The sequence below is a fragment of the Candidatus Limnocylindria bacterium genome, from assembly GCA_036523395.1.
GTDB lineage: Bacteria > Chloroflexota > Limnocylindria > P2-11E > P2-11E > CF-39.
In genome coordinates, this window is record DATDEH010000018.1 from 1 (window position 1) to 15,735 (window position 15,735).

A 15,735-nucleotide genomic window follows, 5' to 3' on the forward strand; every position below is an offset into this window, starting at 1 on the left:
ACCTGCCAAATGACGCGACCGTCGGGCGCCAGCCGCAGCAGCGTGCCGCGCTGGCCCTGCGGCCCGCGCACGATCACAGTGCGTGGCTCCTCGTAGAAAGCACGCAGCTGCTCGAGCAGGGTCCACTCGCCGGACCTCGCCGCGAAACGCAGATCACTCCACTTCTTGAGAGCCGACCCGTCCCAGACGAACGTCCCGCTCTTGTCGCCGGCTCCGGCGCAACCCGCCTCCGCGCATTCAGGTTGGAAAAGCGTCAAGCCGAGCGCGTTCCACTCAAGCGTCGCGCCGAGCGGGTAGCCGCTCGGGAGGATCTCGCGCTCGGTCTTGCTCGCGACGTCGATGAGGACCGCGCGCGTCTGGCACACCGGCGCAGGCATCGGACAGTCACCAGGGCGGAACGCGGCGACCCAGCGGCCATCGGGCGACACGTCCGCGTTCCACGATGGAAGGACACCTGAAGCGAGTACGGTGACGCGGCCGTCGGGGACCGAGATGAGGCGGAGCTCGGCGGAGTCCGACGCTGCGGCGCGACACCAGGTCAGCAGGCCGGCGGGCCGAGCCTCGAGCCGGGAGAGGGGCCCGCACGGTCGAGCGACCTCCTTCGTCGCGGACTCCGTGCGCTGACTCACGATGAAGCCTTCACCTTCGTAGAGCACGACGGGCCACGGCGCGGAGGCGCCATCAGCGAAGGCGGAGGCTGGGACGGCCGATCGCGTGGCGACGGAGGTCGGCGTCGCGCCGAGCGTGACGGGCGACGACAGCGTCGGTGTAGCCGGAGTCGACGACGGCGGAACGCACGCCGCGAGAAGCAGCGCTCCGAGCAGCAAGGCTCGCACGACGCCGACGCTAGCGGAGGCCAGGCAAGCCGACGCCAGCCGGAACGGCGACGCGCGACACGCCGGTGAACCGCGCAAGGTCGTCGAGCGCTCGCGCGACGGCTCGGCCGGTGTTCCGATCACGCTTCACATCCGGCCGGAGATGGACCGCGTTGACGACGAATGTGTCCTTCTCGCGGTCGACGCGCGGATCGATGACTCCGATGAGCTCGTCGTCGTCCAGGATCGGCATCGCGAAGTAGCCGTACTGCCGCTTCGCCGGCGGGACGTAGATCTCGATGCGGTAGCGCATGCCGAAGAGCGCCTCCGCCCGCGCACGGTCACGGATCAGCGTGTCGAACGGCGAGAGCAGCGTGGTGCGACCGCTCCAGCTCCGATCGAGCTGCGGGATCCTCTCCACATCGGCTGCGTGCACGTACCAGCGGCCTTTGAGCGTTCCATCAGCGGACGACCCGACGCGTGCCGGCACGAGCTCGCCCGTGCGCTCCAGTGACACGATCGTCTTCGCGATGGAGTCGCGGATCGTGTAGGGAAGCATGTTCTGGATCTGGGTCGGAGTCGCCACGCCGAGCGCGCGCGTCGCCCGGATGGCTGCATCGCGCATCAACTTGGTCGGAGGCGCTGTGGATACCAGGGCTTTCTCGGGGACGCATCGCTCGGTGAGATCCCAGAGCCGCTCCTGACCAGAACGACCGGCGACGAGCACGCGGCCTTGGGCCGACAGGAACTCGAGCATCTGGCTCGCATTGCGGTCGTTGGTCCACCCGGTCGAGCGCCACGAGACGGCATCGCGTCCGTCGAACGCGCTCGTCGCAAGCGGCCCCTCTCGCCGCAGCCGCGACAGGATCTGTCGCCGGAGCGGCAAGTTCTTGCGCATCCACGCCATGCGAGGCTGCCAGTACGGGTTCGTCGACATGCTCCGCATCGCGAGCCGATAGAAGGGGAGGTGGCGCGTCGGATAGAGGAAGGCGCGCCACTCGAAGAGGCGCTGGTCCTTGTAGATGAGTCGTGCGACGTCTTCCCGCTCGTACTGCCCGAGACGGCTCCAGAGCACGAGAAAGTGACTGCGCGCGACGGCAGAGGTCGGATCGAGCTGCAGCCAGATGACGCGATCGACTGTCGCGAGGATCCCGCGGCGGTCGGGCATCTGTCGCTCGGCACCAAGAAGCTGCGCGTCGATGACGAGCCGCCGCGCCGCGCGAAGGCTGATCTCGGGCTCGCTCACTTGCGCCGCCCGCCCGGCGGCAGACGGACGCGCGAAGACCGCGGGCGGCGTTCAGCACGGTCCGCGAGTTGCTCGCCCAGCCAGAGCAGTACGAGCGTCACGAACAGGCCGATCGCCGCGAAGAAGGGCAGCATCACGCCTAGACTTACACAGGTGAAGCGCGTCTATCTCGATCACGCAGCGACCACACCCGTCGATCCCGAGGTCGCCGACGCCATGGCGCGCGTGCTGCACGAGACGCACGGCAATCCTTCGAGCATCTACGCCGAGGGCCGGGCCGCGCGCGCACTCGTCGACAACGCGCGCGAGGAGGTCGCCGCCTCGTTGGGCGCGGAGCCCAGCGAGATCGTCTTCACCAGCGGCGGCACAGAGGCAGACAACCTGGCGCTGCGCGGAGTGATGCAGGCGCGCCGCGGTCTCGGCGACCACATGGTGACCACCGCGATCGAGCACCACGCCGTCCTCGACACGGCGCGAGACCTCGAGTCGCATGGTCGAGCGCGCGTCACAGTTGTCGGCGTGGATCGCGACGGCCGCGTCGATCCCGCCGCCATCGCGGCGGCGATCGAGTCGAAGACGACGCTTGTGTCGGTCATGCATGCGAACAACGAGATCGGCACGATCCAGCCGATCGCCGAGATCGGCGCGCTGTGCCGCGACCGCGGCGTCAAACTTCACACGGACGCGGTGCAGACCGTCGGCGCGCTCGACTTCGACGTGCGTCGGATCCCCGTCGATCTCGTCTCCGTCAACGCGCACAAGTTCTACGGACCGAAGGGTGTCGGCGCCCTCTATGTGCGTCGCGGCACGCGGCTCGCGACGATCCAGACCGGCGGCGGGCAGGAGAAGGGTCGACGCACGGGGACCGAGAACGTCGCGGGCATCGTCGGCCTCGGCATCGCTCTCCGCGTCGCGGCCCAGCGGCGCTTGACCGAATCGGCGCGCCAGGCGCGGCTGCGCGACCGGATCATCGACGGCGTGCTCGCGCGCGTGCCGGACGCGGTCCTGACCGGACACCGCACCGAGCGGCTGCCGAATAACGCCTCCTTCTGTTTTACGGGCACGCAGGGCGAGTCACTCATCGTCGCGCTCGATCTCGCGGGGTTCGCCGCGTCGAGCGGCTCGGCGTGCACGTCCGGCGATACCGAGCCGTCGCACGTCCTGCTTGCGCTCGGCCTGGAGCGGCACGTCGCGCAGGGCTCGCTACGACTGACGGTCGGCCGGGCGACCACCGAGGCGGACGTCGACGCGCTGGTGGCGGCGCTGCCGCCGATCGTTGCTCGTTTGCGCGAGGCGTCAGCGGTGTCGGTTTGAGCGATAAGGTCTTCGTCGCGATGAGCGGCGGTGTCGATTCAGCGGTGGCCGCGGCACTGCTGCTCGAGCGAGGTGAGGACGTGGTCGGTGTCTGGATGCGGCTCGTGCCGGGTGGCGTGGACACTGACGCGCCGCGGTGCTGCGGCACCGACCAGGCGGGGGAGGATGCGCGGCGTGCCGCCGCGACGCTCGGCATCCCGTTCTACGCGCTCGACTACGCCGAGGTCTTCGGCAAACAGGTCGTCGACCGTTTCGTCGATTCCTACGCGTCCGGCGAGACACCGAATCCGTGCGTTTCGTGCAATCACCACGTGAAGTTCGAGGCGCTGCTGCGCGACGTCGTCGCGAAGTTCGGCGGCTCGCGCCTTGCGACCGGGCACTACGCGCGCGTCGCCGACGCGGATGACGGGACGAGGCGGCTGCTCCGTGCACGCGACGTCGCGAAGGATCAGTCGTACGCGCTCTACATGCTCGGGCAGCGCGAGCTGCGGCGGACGCTGTTCCCGATCGGCGAGCTGGCGAACAAGACCGAGACGCGCGAGATCGCGGCGCGGTTCGATCTTCCGACCGCGACGAAGGCCGAGAGCATGGACATCTGTTTCGTCGCCGGCGACTACCGCGACCTGGTGCGACACCGCGCGCCGCTCGCGTTCGAGGCCGGCCCGGTCGAGCGCGTCGACGGCAGCGTCGTCGGCCGGCACGCCGGCATCGGCGGGCTCACAGTGGGTCAGCGCTCAGGAACGGGCGTCGCGACCGGCGAACGCCTCTACGTGCTGCGTCTCGAGCCCGAGCGCTCGGCGGCCATCGTCGGGACGCGCGAGGAGATCACGCGGACCACCTACGAGCTTCGGGACATTCACTTCACGCGTGACGCGGCGCCGGGCACGACCTTTGAGACCTCCGCGGTCCTCCGTTATCGCGGCACGCCCCTTGCCGCGACCGTGGGCGTGATCCCAGATGGCGCGATCCTCCGACTCGCGGCGCCCGCTCTCGTCGCACCCGGCCAGGCAGTCGTGTTCTATGACGAGGACGAGGTCGTGGGGGGCGGCATCGTCCGCGCCGTCAGCCCGGGCTAGAAGCCCCCGTGCGCGCCCTCTTGCGGATGGCCGCGATCGCGGTGGCGGGCGCGGTCCTCTACTACGCCGGCCTGCTGAATAGCATCGTCATCCAGCGGCCCGAGCGGCCGGGCGCGATCGCGGTGGTCGTCGCCATCGGCGCGGCGCTCGCGGTGCTGATCGCCGCCGTGCGTGGCACAGGTCGCGGTGACGCCGCGACACCGCCGGCGCACGTCCGTCTTCATCGCGCCCTCTGGCTCTCTGCGAGCGTGATGGCGCTCGTGTCCCTCGCGTGGATCTCGGACGTGCCGCGGCAGCGATCCTGGGATTGGACGCCGTATCACAACGACGCGATCGCGCTGAACGACTGCGCTGCCCGATTGGTGCTCCAGGGTCGCGATCCGTATTCGTCCCTCGACATCTTCGATTGCTATGCGCAGCTTGGGATCGGCGCGGATCGCACCACGCCGCTGAAGCTCGGTCAATTCGCGAACGTCGCGGTGTATCCCACCGACGATCAGCTCGACGCGGCGTGGGCGCTGCGGGCGCGTGAGGGTGGCAATGTCGAGTTCGTGTCGCGGCCGTCGTACCCCGCGCTGTCGTTCCTGTTCATCATCCCGTTCGTGGCGCTTGGCTGGGATACCAACCGGCTCTACGTCCTGTGCCTCATCGCGGCAATGGCGCTCGTCGTCTGGCGAACGTCCGCCGGACTGCGACCGTTCATGCTGACCGCGGTGCTTGGCGCGGCGTCCCTGGCGGCGTTCACGGTCAGCGGCAGCGCGGACCTCCTCTACGTGCTCCCGCTCGCGGCCGCGTGGCTCTGGCGCGAGCGGCGCTGGAGCGCGCTCGCGTACGGCATCGCCGCAGCGACGAAGCAGCTCGCCTGGTTCTTCGCGCCCTTCTACCTCATCGCGGTCGTCACGACGCATGGGTGGCGCGAGGGTCTGCGCCGCGCCGCGATCGCGGCCGCGGTCTTCATCGCGACGAACCTGCCGTTCATCCTGTGGCATCCGCGAGACTGGCTCGAGGGGATCACGACACCCCTTTCTGATCCGATGTTCGCGCGCGGCGCGGGGATCATCTTCCTCGGAACGAACGGCGGGCTTCCACTGCTCCCCGCGGGCGCGTATCTCGCGATGGAAGGGATCTGCGCGGTGCTGTGCCTCGTCATCGCTTGGCGCTCGCGACGTACGAGCCCCGAGCTCGGCGTGGTGCTTGCGCTCGTTCCGCTGTTCTTCGCTTGGCGCAGCCTCTTCTCCTACTTCTTCCTGATCCCGCTGTTCGCGGCGGCCGCGGTCGCGCGGATGCCCCTGGGCGATCTCACGCCGGAGCGCGCGCAGGCGGCCGGAGCGCTGACGCTGTTCGCACTGCCCGCGCGCCGGCTCGCGCTCGTCGCGCGGCGCGGCCGCGCCGCCTAGTGCCGCCCGCGCTCATCCCCCTCGCTCTCGTGGCGATCGGAGTTCCCGCCGCGCTGCGCGCCGCGCTCGGGCGTCCGCGCTCTCTCGGCGCGGCCTGGGTGCTCGCGGCCGCGGCGGTCGCGCTCGCTCAGGCGGCCGGCGAGATATCTGGATGGCGACTGGGCGTGTTGGGAGACGCTCACTTGCTTCTCGCAGCTCTCGCGGCACTGGTGGCCGCATTCGCCGTGAGCGTCGCGGAGCCGCGCCCGAGGGGTTAAGGTCAGTAGTGAAGAAAAGAAATAGGGAGACATGCCATGGGATTCCTCATCGGTCTGCTCACCGGCGCCGTCGTTGCGCTGCTGTACGCGCCGAAGACGGGCGACCTGACACGCGAAGAGCTGCGCGTGCGGAGCGAGGAGCTCAAGCGCCGCGCGGATGAGCTGCAGAAGATCGCGAACGATCTCTCGCAGCAGGCTCAGGTCAAGGGGCGAGAGCTCGTCGACGAGGCCAAGCGCCAATGGGATCGTTCCGGCGTTGGCCAGCGCTCAGAGAGCGGCGCTCGCAGCGGCGAGGGCGGTCCGTCCGCGAAATCCTGACGTTAGACTCCTAGTCAGGACGGGGGAACGCGGGGAGCTGACCGTGTGGTCGCCCCGCGTTTTTCTATACAGGAAAAGCGAGGGCCGGTTCATCCGGCCCGAGCCGCCCGTATCCGGCCCCCACGACCGGAGCAGGCGAAGCCAGCGAAGGGAGTAGGGGTCAACGGACAGCGCCGAGATCCGAGAGCGGTTCATCAAGTTCTTCGAAGAGAAGGGCCACACCCGCATGCCGAGCTGGCCGCTGATCCTGAAGGACGATCCAAGCGTGCTCTTCACCAGCGCCGGGATGCAGCCGCTCGTGCCCTACTTCCTCGGCAAGAAGCAGCCGCCGGCCAAGCGGATCGTTGCGGTGCAGAAGGTCTTCCGCGCGACCGACATCGAGGAGGTCGGCCGGGACGGCTACCACCAGACCTTCTTCGAGATGCTCGGCAACTTCGGCATCGGCGACTACTGGAAGAAGGAAGCGATCGAGTGGGGCTGGGAGCTGCTGACCAAGGTGTTCGGCTTCGACGGCACGAAGCTCGTCGCGACCGTCCACACCAGCGACGACGAGGCCTACGAGATCTGGACCAAGACTCTCGCGTACCTGCCGCCGGAGAAGATGTTCCGCCTCGGCGACGCGGAGAACACGTGGGCACTCGGGCCGACCGGCCTCTATGGCTATGACAGCGAGGTCTTCATCGACAAGGGTCCGCAGCCGGGCGTGGCGGAGCATCAGTGCGACCCGAGCGAGGACTGCGGGCGCTGGCTCGAGATCTGGAATTTCGTGTTCCAGGAGTTCGACCGTAAGGCCGACGGTACGCTCGTCCCGCTCGCGAAGCGGAACATCGACACCGGGGCGGGCCTCGAGCGTCTGACACAGGTCCTGCAGGACGTCCCGGGCGACGTGTACCGCACGGACCTGTTCCAACCGACGGTGAAGAAGATCGAGTCGCTCGCTGGCAAGAAGTACGGCGACGACCGTGACACCGACGTGTCGATCCGCATCGTCGCCGAGCACTCACGGGCGGCGACGTTCCTCATCGCCGACGGGGTCGTGCCATCGAACGAGTTCCGCGGGTATGTGCTCCGGCGGCTCATCCGTCGCGCCGCGCTGCATGGGCGGCGCCTCGGCCTGAGGACCGGTGTCCTGGCCACGCTCGGCGGCGAGGTCGTGAAGACGATGCAGAAGCACTACCACGAGCTGACGAAGGCCCGCGACCGCATCACGCAGGTGATCGCGGACGAGGAGGACAAGTTCGAGCGGACGCTCGCGAACGGCCTAACGATGCTGAACGAGGCGATCGCGCGCGCGAGGGCTGAGGGCCAGAAGTGGATCGATCGCGACACGGCCTTCAGGCTCTCCGACACGTACGGCTTCCCGCTGGAGATGACGAAAGAGATCGCCGCGGCCGCCGGCCTTACGGTCGACGAGCGCGGCTTCAACGAGCTCCTCGAGGGTCAGCGCAGCCGCAGCCGCGCGACGGCCAAGTTCACGCAGGACGCGATGCGCTTCGGGCAGTTCTACTCGTTGCTCCGCGAGACGCAAGGTCTTCGCAGCGAGTTCACCGGATACGACGAGCTCGCGACGGATGGGACGATCGCGTCGCTCGTCGTCGGCGGCTCGCGCGTGGAGCTCGCGCATGAGGGTGCGGATGTGGAGATCGTTCTCGACCGCACTCCTTTCTACCCGGAGGGCGGCGGCCAGGTCGGCGACCGGGGCACGATCACGACGGACGAGGGCCGCGCGATGGTCGCGGACACTCAGACCGCTGCGCCCGGTGTGATCGTGATGAGCGCGAAGGTCGTCGATGGCGTCCTGCGCGTGTCGGGGCGTGCGCACGCCGCCGTCGACGAGGAGCTGCGCCGCGACACGATGCGCAATCACACCGCGACGCATCTGCTGCACGCGACCCTGCGGAACCTCTTTGGTGAGGACGTCCACCAGGCGGGCTCGCTCGTGCACGCGCCGAATCTGCGTTTCGACTTCACGTTCGGTCGCGCGGTCACGCCGCAGGAGCTCCAGCGTGTCGAGGACGAAGTGAATCGCGCGATCCTCGACAACGCGAGCGTTCATGCGCGCGTGATGCCGCTGAGCCAAGCGCTCGCGTCGGGTGCGATGGCGCTCTTCGGCGAGAAATACGACGACGAGGTCCGCGTGATCGAAGCGGGTCCGAGCCGCGAGCTCTGCGGCGGCACGCATTGCCACTGCACCGGCGACATCGGCCCGTTCCTCATCACGAAGGAAGAGAGCATCGGTGCGGGCGTGCGACGCATCGAGGCGGTCACCGGTGTCGGCGCCCTGCGCGAGGTGCGCGACGTGCGCGACCGCCTGTCTCGCGCGGCGGCGGCGCTTCGCGTTCCGCCAACGCGGGTGCCGGAGAGCGTCACGCAGCTGCTCGAGTCTCGCGAGCGCCTGGAAAAGGAGCTCGCGACGCTGCAGCGCAGCGGCGTGGACAGTGTGGCGGCTTCGCTCCTCGCGACGGCGGTGGTGGTCGGGAACGCGAAGCTCGTCGCGGCCGACGTGGGCGACGGCGACGTCAATGGGCTGCGCGCGCTTTCGGATCGGATCCGGGAGACGATCGGATCCGGTGTCGTGGTGCTAGGTGCGAGGCGCAACGGCACGGCGGCGCTGGTCGTGTATGTGACGAAGGACCTGTCGTCGAAGGTGAACGCGGACGCGCTGGTGAAAGAGGTGCTCGCGCCCATCATCGACGGCAGAGGTGGCGGCCGCCCGGAGAGCGCCTCAGCCGGTGGAAAGAACCCTGCTCGGATCGCCGAGGCGCTCGAGACGGCACGGGAAGCGGTGCGCGCACGTTTGGATGGGGGACGTGGCCTCCACTAGCGCACGCGATACCCGCTCGGTCGGACCGAGAGGCCCGCTGGTCGCCGGCGTGGAGCTCTCCGCCACGGTCGCGCGGGTCATCGTCGCGACGCGCGAGAACACGCGGCTCCGTGTCACCGGGCGCGGCGAGGCTGGCCTCGCCGAGGGTGCGGTGACCGGCGGGCTCGTCGTCGATCGCGACTCGGTGTCCGCGGCGCTTGTCACAGCGTTCGCCGCCGCCGAGCGAGGCCAGCGTGTGGACCGGTCGGTGGTGGCGATCGATGGCGACGATGTGCGGACCTACCACCTCTCGACCTCATTCGAGCGCGAATCGTCCGAGGCTCCGGTCGCGGCGAGCGAGATCTCGCGCGCGACGCGCGAGGCCGCTACGGTCGCGGCGAAGAGCGCCTCGGCGAGTGCCGAAGAAGACCCCGCGCTCCGGGGTGTGCCGACCGCGCGGCTGCACGAGGACGTCGCGTCCCTCTCGCTCGACGGTCGTCAGCTCGCGTCCCTCGTCGGGCAGCGCGGCGGACTCGTGGAGGTCTGGACCGACGTCAGCGTCGCTCCCCTAGTCTTGTCGGGAGCCGCGATCGGGGCGCTCGAGACCGCCCGTCACCGTGGTGCCGTGGTGCCGGGTGCCTATGCGCTTGGCCGTCTCCTCACGGAGTCCGGCGTGCTCGACGCCGGCGTGCTGCGACTCGGCGCCGACGTCACCGCGCTCGCGATCCTGCGGGAGGGGCGCGTCGTCGCGACGCGCGCCTTCGGTCTCGGCCGCATCGCGCTCCTGTCGCGCCCGGACCGTCTCGAGGCGGACGCGCGCGTGTGGGCCGACTGCATCGTCGCATCGCTGCACACGCTCGACGGACTCCCGCCGGCACGCTGGCTGTTCGTCGGCATCCCCGACTCGCTGTCGGCACTGACGCGCGCGCTCGACGAGGCGGTGGGCGGCGTCCGCGGCGGCGCGGTCGATGTCACGCCGCTGTCGGTCGGCATCGCGAGCCGCGCATATGGTGATGTGCAGCTGCGTGCGGACGATCTTGTCGCCGTCGGGGCCGCTGCGATCGCATCCGGGATCTTCGTCTCATGACCGTGCCGGTCGCCGGACGCACCGTGGTCGAGCTCGGACCGCGCGCGAGCGTGCTGGAAGCGGTGGAGCGCATCGCCGCCGCGCCCGCTGCGGACGATCTGGTGCTCTCCATCTCCGCCGGCGCGCCCGCCGCCCGCAACGCGGTGTTCTTCGAGGTCGCGCGCCGCGCCGCCGGCACGCGACGTCTTGCGATCGTCTCGCCTGACACGCGTGCTCGCTCCCTGGCGTCATCGGTCCATCTGCCGGCCTTCGCGAGCACCGCCGCGCTCGAGCGGCAGGAGCTCGATGCGACCGAGCCACTCACGACCGCGCGACGCGCCGCCCTCGCGCGACCGGCGCGGGTCAAGCGCGCCGCCACGGGCTCGTCACCCATTCGGATCCTCGGGATCCTCGGAAGCCTGCTCGCCGCGGCGCTCGTGCTGATGGTCGTGATCGGACCGTGGGCGACGGTGGTCGTGAAGCCGGTCTCGAAGGCGCTCGGTCCGATCGAGTTCGAGCTTCGGGCTGGTCCGCAGGGCGAGATCCCCGGCGCTCTGACGCTGGTCGCGAACGACCAGAGTCAGAAGTACGCACAGCCGGCGACGGGCGAGCGTCTCGACCCGATCAAGGCGAAGGGCGTCGCCCGGTTCACGAATCGGGTCACGCAGGAAACGCGCGTCCTCAAGGGCACTGTCGTGCGCACGCGCGACAACGTTCGCTTCCAGACGACCGAGGAGAAGATCATCCCGCGAAGCTCGCTCGACATCCTCCCGCCGTTCGTGAAGTTCGGGACCGTCGATATCGCGATCGAGGCCCTTGATGCCGGTCCGGCGGGCAACGTCGCGGCGAACACGATCACGGTGACCGATCGCGAGGACTACGCGGTGGGCAATCCGCAGGCGACGGCGGGCGGCGAGATCAAGAAGTTCGCCGTCGTCACCGGGTCGGACTACGGACTCGCCGCCGGCCGCGCCGAGGGGGAGCTTCGCAAACGCGGCCTGGAGAAGGTCGTCGAGTGGAAGGCGGATGCGGCGAACAAGGGCCGGATCATCTATGGCCCCGTCACGAAGGTGACCTCGGTCACGGGGTCCTCCGGTCTGGTGGGCACCGAGCCGCCGAACGGCATGTTCGAGCTGACGGTCACGGGAACGGTCACGGGCTACAGCGTCTCCGAGGCCGAGCCGCGCGCCACGACGATCACGAAGCTGAAGCAGCAGGCCGATCCCGAATACGACATCGACGAGGCCGCCGCGGGTGTCGCGGTCATCATCGGTCCGACGCTCGTCGACAACGGCGTCCAGTGGCGCGTGCGCGCGAGCACCTCGCAATTCCCGCAGGTGAAGGAGGCGCCACTGCGGACTGCGCTCGCCGGTCGTGAGTTCACCGAGGCACAGGCCGTCATCGAAGGGCAGGGACTGGAGCTACGGAGCTACACCATCTGGCCGGGCTGGTGGCCGCGGTTCCCGTTCTTCGATTCACGCCTGCGCATCGAGGTGGATACCCAGGCATCGGCTGCCTCGCCCTGAGCGTGCGCTATCTTGCGCTGGACGTCGGCGATCGCCGCATCGGCCTCGCCGTCGGTGACGACACCTTCGGCCTGGCGCGGCCGCTCCGGACGCTGGCGCGACGCAACCTCGAGGCCGATCTCGCGAGCCTCCGTGAGCTGATCGCGAAAGAGGAGGTTGGTGCTCTGGTCATCGGTCTTCCGCTGACCCTGCGCGGCGACGACGGGCCTCAGGCGCAGCGTGTGCGCCGGTTCGCCGACGCGTGCGCCGCGCTCGGGCTTCCGGTCGATCTCTACGACGAGCGCTTCACGACCGCTGAGGCCGCTCGCCGTGGCGCGGCCGATCTCGACGCCGGCGCGGCGACCGTGCTCCTCGAAGACTTCCTGTCGCGACGCCGGGCCGACTGATGCCGCCGTCACGCGAGCGTGCGGCACCGCCGCGGCAGCGGCGCTCATCGCTCGGGCCGTTCGCATTTCTCTTGTTCGTCGGGCTGATGGCCGTCGGTCTCTATGTGGTGGGCAGGCCGCTCGCCGAGGACGCGGCCGTGGCGTACGTCACCGAACACGACACGCTCCTGCGTCAGGATTTCATCCGCGGTTTCGTTGCGGATCGCGTGGCGAACGAGGTCGATCTGGCGAAGGACCCGCGCGCGGACAACCGGGCATTCGTGATCGCGCGTGGCGAGACGGCCGGTCAGATCGGAAAGCGGCTCGAACAGGAGGGGATCATCCGATCCGCCCTCGCCTTCGACTACGTGCTCTACGAGATGGAGCGCGAGAACGCGCTGCAGTCCGGCAGCTACACGGTGTCCGCCGCGCTCTCTCCGCGCGACCTGGCGAAGCTCTTTGAGAAGGCGCCCGGCGAGCAGATCGTTTTGCGCCTCATCGACGGCTGGCGGCTCTCCGAGATCGCGACGGCCGTGAACAAGGCGTTCCCCTCCATAACCAAGCAGGCGTTCAGCGCGGCGGCGGTCGTCGGCGATCGGAAGAACACCGTGCTCGCGGGTCTCGATTCGACGACACCGCTTGAGGGCTTCCTCTTTCCCGACACGTACTTCATGCGGCCGGACGCGACGGCGCCGCAGATCGTCGACGTACTCCTGGACACGTTCGAGCGCAAGGTGGGGACGACGCTCCGGTCCGCGTCGGCGGAACGGAAGGTCCCGATCTACGACATCGTGAAGCTCGCCTCGATCGTCGAACGAGAAGCGCGCGACCGCGGCGAGAGCCCGACGATCGCGGGCGTCTACACCAATCGCCTGCGGATCGGCATGAAGCTCGACGCGGACCCGACGATCCAGTACGCGATCGGCGAGTGGCGCGAGCTCTCGCTCGACGACCTCAAGCTGGACTCGCCGTACAACACCTATCTACATGCGGGCCTGCCGCCGACGCCGATCGCGAATCCTGGCGTCGCCGCGCTTGAAGGCGCCGCGAAACCGGCCGACGTGCCGTACTTCTATTTCGTCGCGAAGAGCGACGGCACCGGCGGGCACGCGTTCGCCGTCACGCTCGAGGAGCACGAGGCCAATCGGGTCAAATACGGGAACAAATGAGCGTGTGAGCTGTGGCGAACGTATACCTGCTCGGCCACCCCGTGGCGCACTCGCTCTCGCCGGCGATGCACAACGCCGCGTTCCTGGCGCTCGGTCTGCCGCACCGGTACGAGACACGTGATGTCGAGTCGGATCGGCTCGAGGATTTCGTCGAAGCGCTGCGCAAGGACGACGTGCTGGGCGCGAACGTCACGATCCCGCACAAGGAACGCGCGCTGCGATTCATGGACGACGCGGGGCAGGACGCACGGCGGGTGGGCGCCGTCAACACGATCGTCCGGCGCGGCGGGCGCCTCATCGGGGAGAACACCGACGTGTATGGTTTCGAGCGCGCGATCACCGAGCCGCGACCCGGACGCGGCGCGACGCTGTTCGCGGGAGAGACCGTGCTCGTGCTGGGGGCCGGCGGGGCAGCGCGGGCCTGCGCCGTCGTGCTCCTACAGCGCGGGAACGAGGTGCGGATCGCGAACCGGAGTCGCCAGCGCGCGGAGCAGCTCGTCGCGGGGATCGAGGTCGACGGTCGGCGGGCGTCCGCCGTGCTGTGGCCGACACCCGACGATCTCGAGGCGGTCGCAGGGGTGGTCAATGCGACCCCGCTTGGCCTGCACGGTGAGGATCCACTCGAGGGGTTCGAGATCCGCGAGGGTCTGCGGGTCGTGGACCTTGTGCCCACCGCCGCGGTGACGCCGCTCGTCAAGCGGGCGCGCGCCGTCAAGAATGTCGTTGTCGTGGACGGACTCCTGGTGTTGCTCTATCAGGCGGCGCGCTCGTTCGCCATGTGGACGGGCCGGGAGGCGCCGCTCGCGGTGATGCGCGCGGCCCTCCCGCGCGCGATATGAGGCTCCTCACCGCCGGCGAGTCGCACGGTCCGGGGCTCGTCGCGGTCCTGGACGGCGTTCCGGCCGGCGTTGCCATTGCCGCGGCCGATATCGACAGCGATCTGCGGCGCCGGCAGCTCGGCTACGGCCGCGGTGCACGACAGAAGATCGAGCGCGACGCGGTGAACATCACCGGCGGCGTCCGGCACGGACGGTCAACGGGCGCGCCGATCGCTTTGCAGATCGCGAACCGCGACGCCGTGAACTGGGAGCGCGTGATGAGCGTCGAACCCGTGCTGGATCCGCCCGATCCGGTGACACGCCTCCGGCCGGGCCACGCCGACCTCGCGGGCGCTCTCAAGTTCGGGCATGAGGACGTGCGCGACGTCATCGAGCGCTCCAGCGCGCGGGAGACGGCGGCGCGCGTGGCGGCCGGCGCGATCGCGAAGGCCGTGCTCAGGCTGGTGGGCATGGAGGTGCGGAGCGAGACGAAGGCGATCGGCGACGTCGAGAGCGAGCCTCGCTTCGATTCCGAGGCGGTCGAGGCAAGCGAGGTGCGCTGCGCGGACGCGAGCCGTTCGCAGGCGATGGTGGCCGCGATCGCCGCTGCGCGAGAGGCAGGCGACACGCTCGGCGGCATCGTCGCCGTTCGCGCGAGCGGCGTCGTCGCCGGACTCGGCACGTCGGCGCAGTGGGATCGCCGCCTCGACGGGCGCATCGCACAGGCGCTGCTGTCGATCCAGAGCGCGAAGGGCGTGCAGTTCGCCGACGCGTTCGCCGCGGCACGCGAGCGCGGCAGCGCCGTGCACGATCCGATCAGCGTCGCCGACGGACACTTCACACGTAGCCGCAACCGCGCCGGCGGCCTCGAGGGCGGCATGAGCAACGGGGAGGACATCATCGTCGAGGTCGCGTTCAAGCCGATCTCGACGCTGATGAAGCCGCTGCCCTCAGCCGACCTTCGCACCGGAGCGTCGTCACCCGCGCACGTCGAGCGCAGCGACGTGTGCATCATTCCGGCGGCCGGCGTCGTCGCGGAGGCGATGCTCGCGTTGATACTCGCCGATGCGCTCCTCGAGAAGTTCGGCAGCGATAACGCGGACGACCTGGTCGCCGCGGTCCAGCGCTATCGCACCCGCCTCCGCCCGATCGACCAGAGGAAATAGGCGCGTGCACCTCTTCATCGTCGGTCCGCCGGGCATCGGCAAGAGCACCATCGCGCCTCTCCTCGCGAGCCGGCTGGGCGCGAGCGTCGTCGAGACCGACCGCGCCATCGCGCGTCGGGCGCGAAAGCCGAACAAGGACGTCATCGAGCAGGACGGGATGGAGAGCTTCCGCGATCTCGAGTCGCGCGTCATCGCGTCCTTTCGGCCGACGCCGGCGTGGATCGTCGTCGATACCGGCGGCGGTGCGCCGATCCGCGAGGAGAACCGGAGGCGGATGCGCGAGCTCGGCCTGATCATCGGGCTGCGCGGCTCGGTGGCGCGCGTCACCGCGGGGATCGCCGCGACGATGGCGAAGCGGCCGAATCAGGATGTGGCGCCGGGGGACCGCGCGCGATCCGT

General features: G+C 69.6%; 16 protein-coding genes. 13 read left to right on the plus strand and 3 right to left on the minus strand.

Going from position 1 to position 15,735, the window contains the following annotated elements:
* From VI056_02605 to VI056_02615, 3 genes are all read right to left on the minus strand, one after another.
* Nucleotides 1-836, minus strand: an 836-nt coding sequence (locus tag VI056_02605) for a hypothetical protein (protein ID HEY6201911.1), incomplete at its 3' end; no start/stop codon positions are given.
* A gap of 10 nt (nucleotides 837-846) precedes the next feature.
* A complete protein-coding gene (locus tag VI056_02610; protein ID HEY6201912.1) occupies nucleotides 847-2,061 on the minus strand; it encodes a crosslink repair DNA glycosylase YcaQ family protein in 1,215 nt (404 codons plus the stop codon).
* Nucleotides 2,058-2,195 carry a hypothetical protein gene (locus tag VI056_02615; protein ID HEY6201913.1) on the minus strand — a complete coding sequence of 46 codons (138 nt, stop codon included), beginning with the start codon at nucleotides 2,193-2,195 and terminating at the stop codon, nucleotides 2,058-2,060. Before VI056_02615 ends, VI056_02610 begins: the two co-directional genes overlap by 4 nt.
* 19 nt (nucleotides 2,196-2,214) lie before the next feature.
* On the opposite strand from VI056_02615, the gene VI056_02620 reads away from it, so the two are divergent.
* The 13 genes from VI056_02620 to VI056_02680 form a co-directional block, all read left to right on the plus strand.
* Nucleotides 2,215-3,375: a cysteine desulfurase family protein gene (locus VI056_02620; protein HEY6201914.1), complete on the plus strand. Its 1,161-nt coding sequence runs from the start codon at nucleotides 2,215-2,217 to the stop codon at nucleotides 3,373-3,375.
* A complete protein-coding gene (mnmA, locus tag VI056_02625) occupies nucleotides 3,372-4,451 on the plus strand; it encodes a tRNA 2-thiouridine(34) synthase MnmA (GenBank protein HEY6201915.1) in 1,080 nt (359 codons plus the stop codon). Before VI056_02620 ends, mnmA begins: the two co-directional genes overlap by 4 nt.
* An 8-nt stretch (nucleotides 4,452-4,459) precedes the next feature.
* Nucleotides 4,460-5,848, plus strand: a complete 1,389-nt coding sequence (locus VI056_02630; GenBank protein ID HEY6201916.1) for a glycosyltransferase 87 family protein — start codon at nucleotides 4,460-4,462, stop codon at nucleotides 5,846-5,848.
* On the plus strand, nucleotides 5,848-6,105 hold the full coding sequence (locus tag VI056_02635) for a hypothetical protein (protein HEY6201917.1): 258 nt from the start codon (nucleotides 5,848-5,850) through the stop codon (nucleotides 6,103-6,105). Before VI056_02630 ends, VI056_02635 begins: the two co-directional genes overlap by 1 nt.
* Nucleotides 6,106-6,141: 36 nt before the next feature.
* Entirely contained in the window at nucleotides 6,142-6,423 is a 282-nt protein-coding gene (locus VI056_02640) for a YtxH domain-containing protein (GenBank protein HEY6201918.1), read from the plus strand.
* Nucleotides 6,424-6,601: 178 nt separating this feature from the next.
* Nucleotides 6,602-9,247, plus strand: a complete 2,646-nt coding sequence (alaS, locus tag VI056_02645; GenBank protein HEY6201919.1) for an alanine--tRNA ligase — start codon at nucleotides 6,602-6,604, stop codon at nucleotides 9,245-9,247.
* A complete protein-coding gene (locus tag VI056_02650) occupies nucleotides 9,234-10,313 on the plus strand; it encodes a hypothetical protein (GenBank protein ID HEY6201920.1) in 1,080 nt (359 codons plus the stop codon). Before alaS ends, VI056_02650 begins: the two co-directional genes overlap by 14 nt.
* Entirely contained in the window at nucleotides 10,310-11,818 is a 1,509-nt protein-coding gene (locus tag VI056_02655) for a baseplate J/gp47 family protein (GenBank protein HEY6201921.1), read from the plus strand. The genes VI056_02650 and VI056_02655 overlap by 4 nt, the downstream gene beginning before the upstream one ends.
* Before the next feature lie 2 nt (nucleotides 11,819-11,820).
* A complete protein-coding gene (gene ruvX / locus VI056_02660) occupies nucleotides 11,821-12,204 on the plus strand; it encodes a Holliday junction resolvase RuvX (protein HEY6201922.1) in 384 nt (127 codons plus the stop codon).
* A complete protein-coding gene (mltG, locus tag VI056_02665; protein HEY6201923.1) occupies nucleotides 12,204-13,352 on the plus strand; it encodes an endolytic transglycosylase MltG in 1,149 nt (382 codons plus the stop codon). Before ruvX ends, mltG begins: the two co-directional genes overlap by 1 nt.
* A gap of 11 nt (nucleotides 13,353-13,363) precedes the next feature.
* The gene (gene aroE / locus VI056_02670; GenBank protein ID HEY6201924.1) at nucleotides 13,364-14,191 is read left to right on the plus strand and encodes a shikimate dehydrogenase; all 828 of its coding nucleotides are present in this window, start codon (nucleotides 13,364-13,366) and stop codon (nucleotides 14,189-14,191) included.
* Nucleotides 14,188-15,336, plus strand: coding sequence for a chorismate synthase (gene aroC / locus VI056_02675; protein ID HEY6201925.1), 1,149 nt, complete (start codon nucleotides 14,188-14,190; stop codon nucleotides 15,334-15,336). The genes aroE and aroC overlap by 4 nt, the downstream gene beginning before the upstream one ends.
* A 4-nt stretch (nucleotides 15,337-15,340) precedes the next feature.
* On the plus strand, nucleotides 15,341-15,735 hold a 395-nt coding region (locus tag VI056_02680; protein ID HEY6201926.1), incomplete at its 3' end, for a shikimate kinase.

Excerpts from the sequence above, each read along its gene's own strand:
- VI056_02615 (HEY6201913.1), bottom strand. The coding sequence starts at position 2,195 with ATGCTGCCCTTCTTCGCGGCGATCGGCCTGTTCGTGACGCTCGTACTG.
- VI056_02640 (HEY6201918.1), top strand. The coding sequence starts at position 6,142 with ATGGGATTCCTCATCGGTCTGCTCACCGGCGCCGTCGTTGCGCTGCTG.
- VI056_02655 (HEY6201921.1), top strand. The coding sequence starts at position 10,310 with ATGACCGTGCCGGTCGCCGGACGCACCGTGGTCGAGCTCGGACCGCGC.
- mltG (HEY6201923.1), top strand. The coding sequence starts at position 12,204 with ATGCCGCCGTCACGCGAGCGTGCGGCACCGCCGCGGCAGCGGCGCTCA.
- aroC (HEY6201925.1), top strand. The coding sequence starts at position 14,188 with ATGAGGCTCCTCACCGCCGGCGAGTCGCACGGTCCGGGGCTCGTCGCG.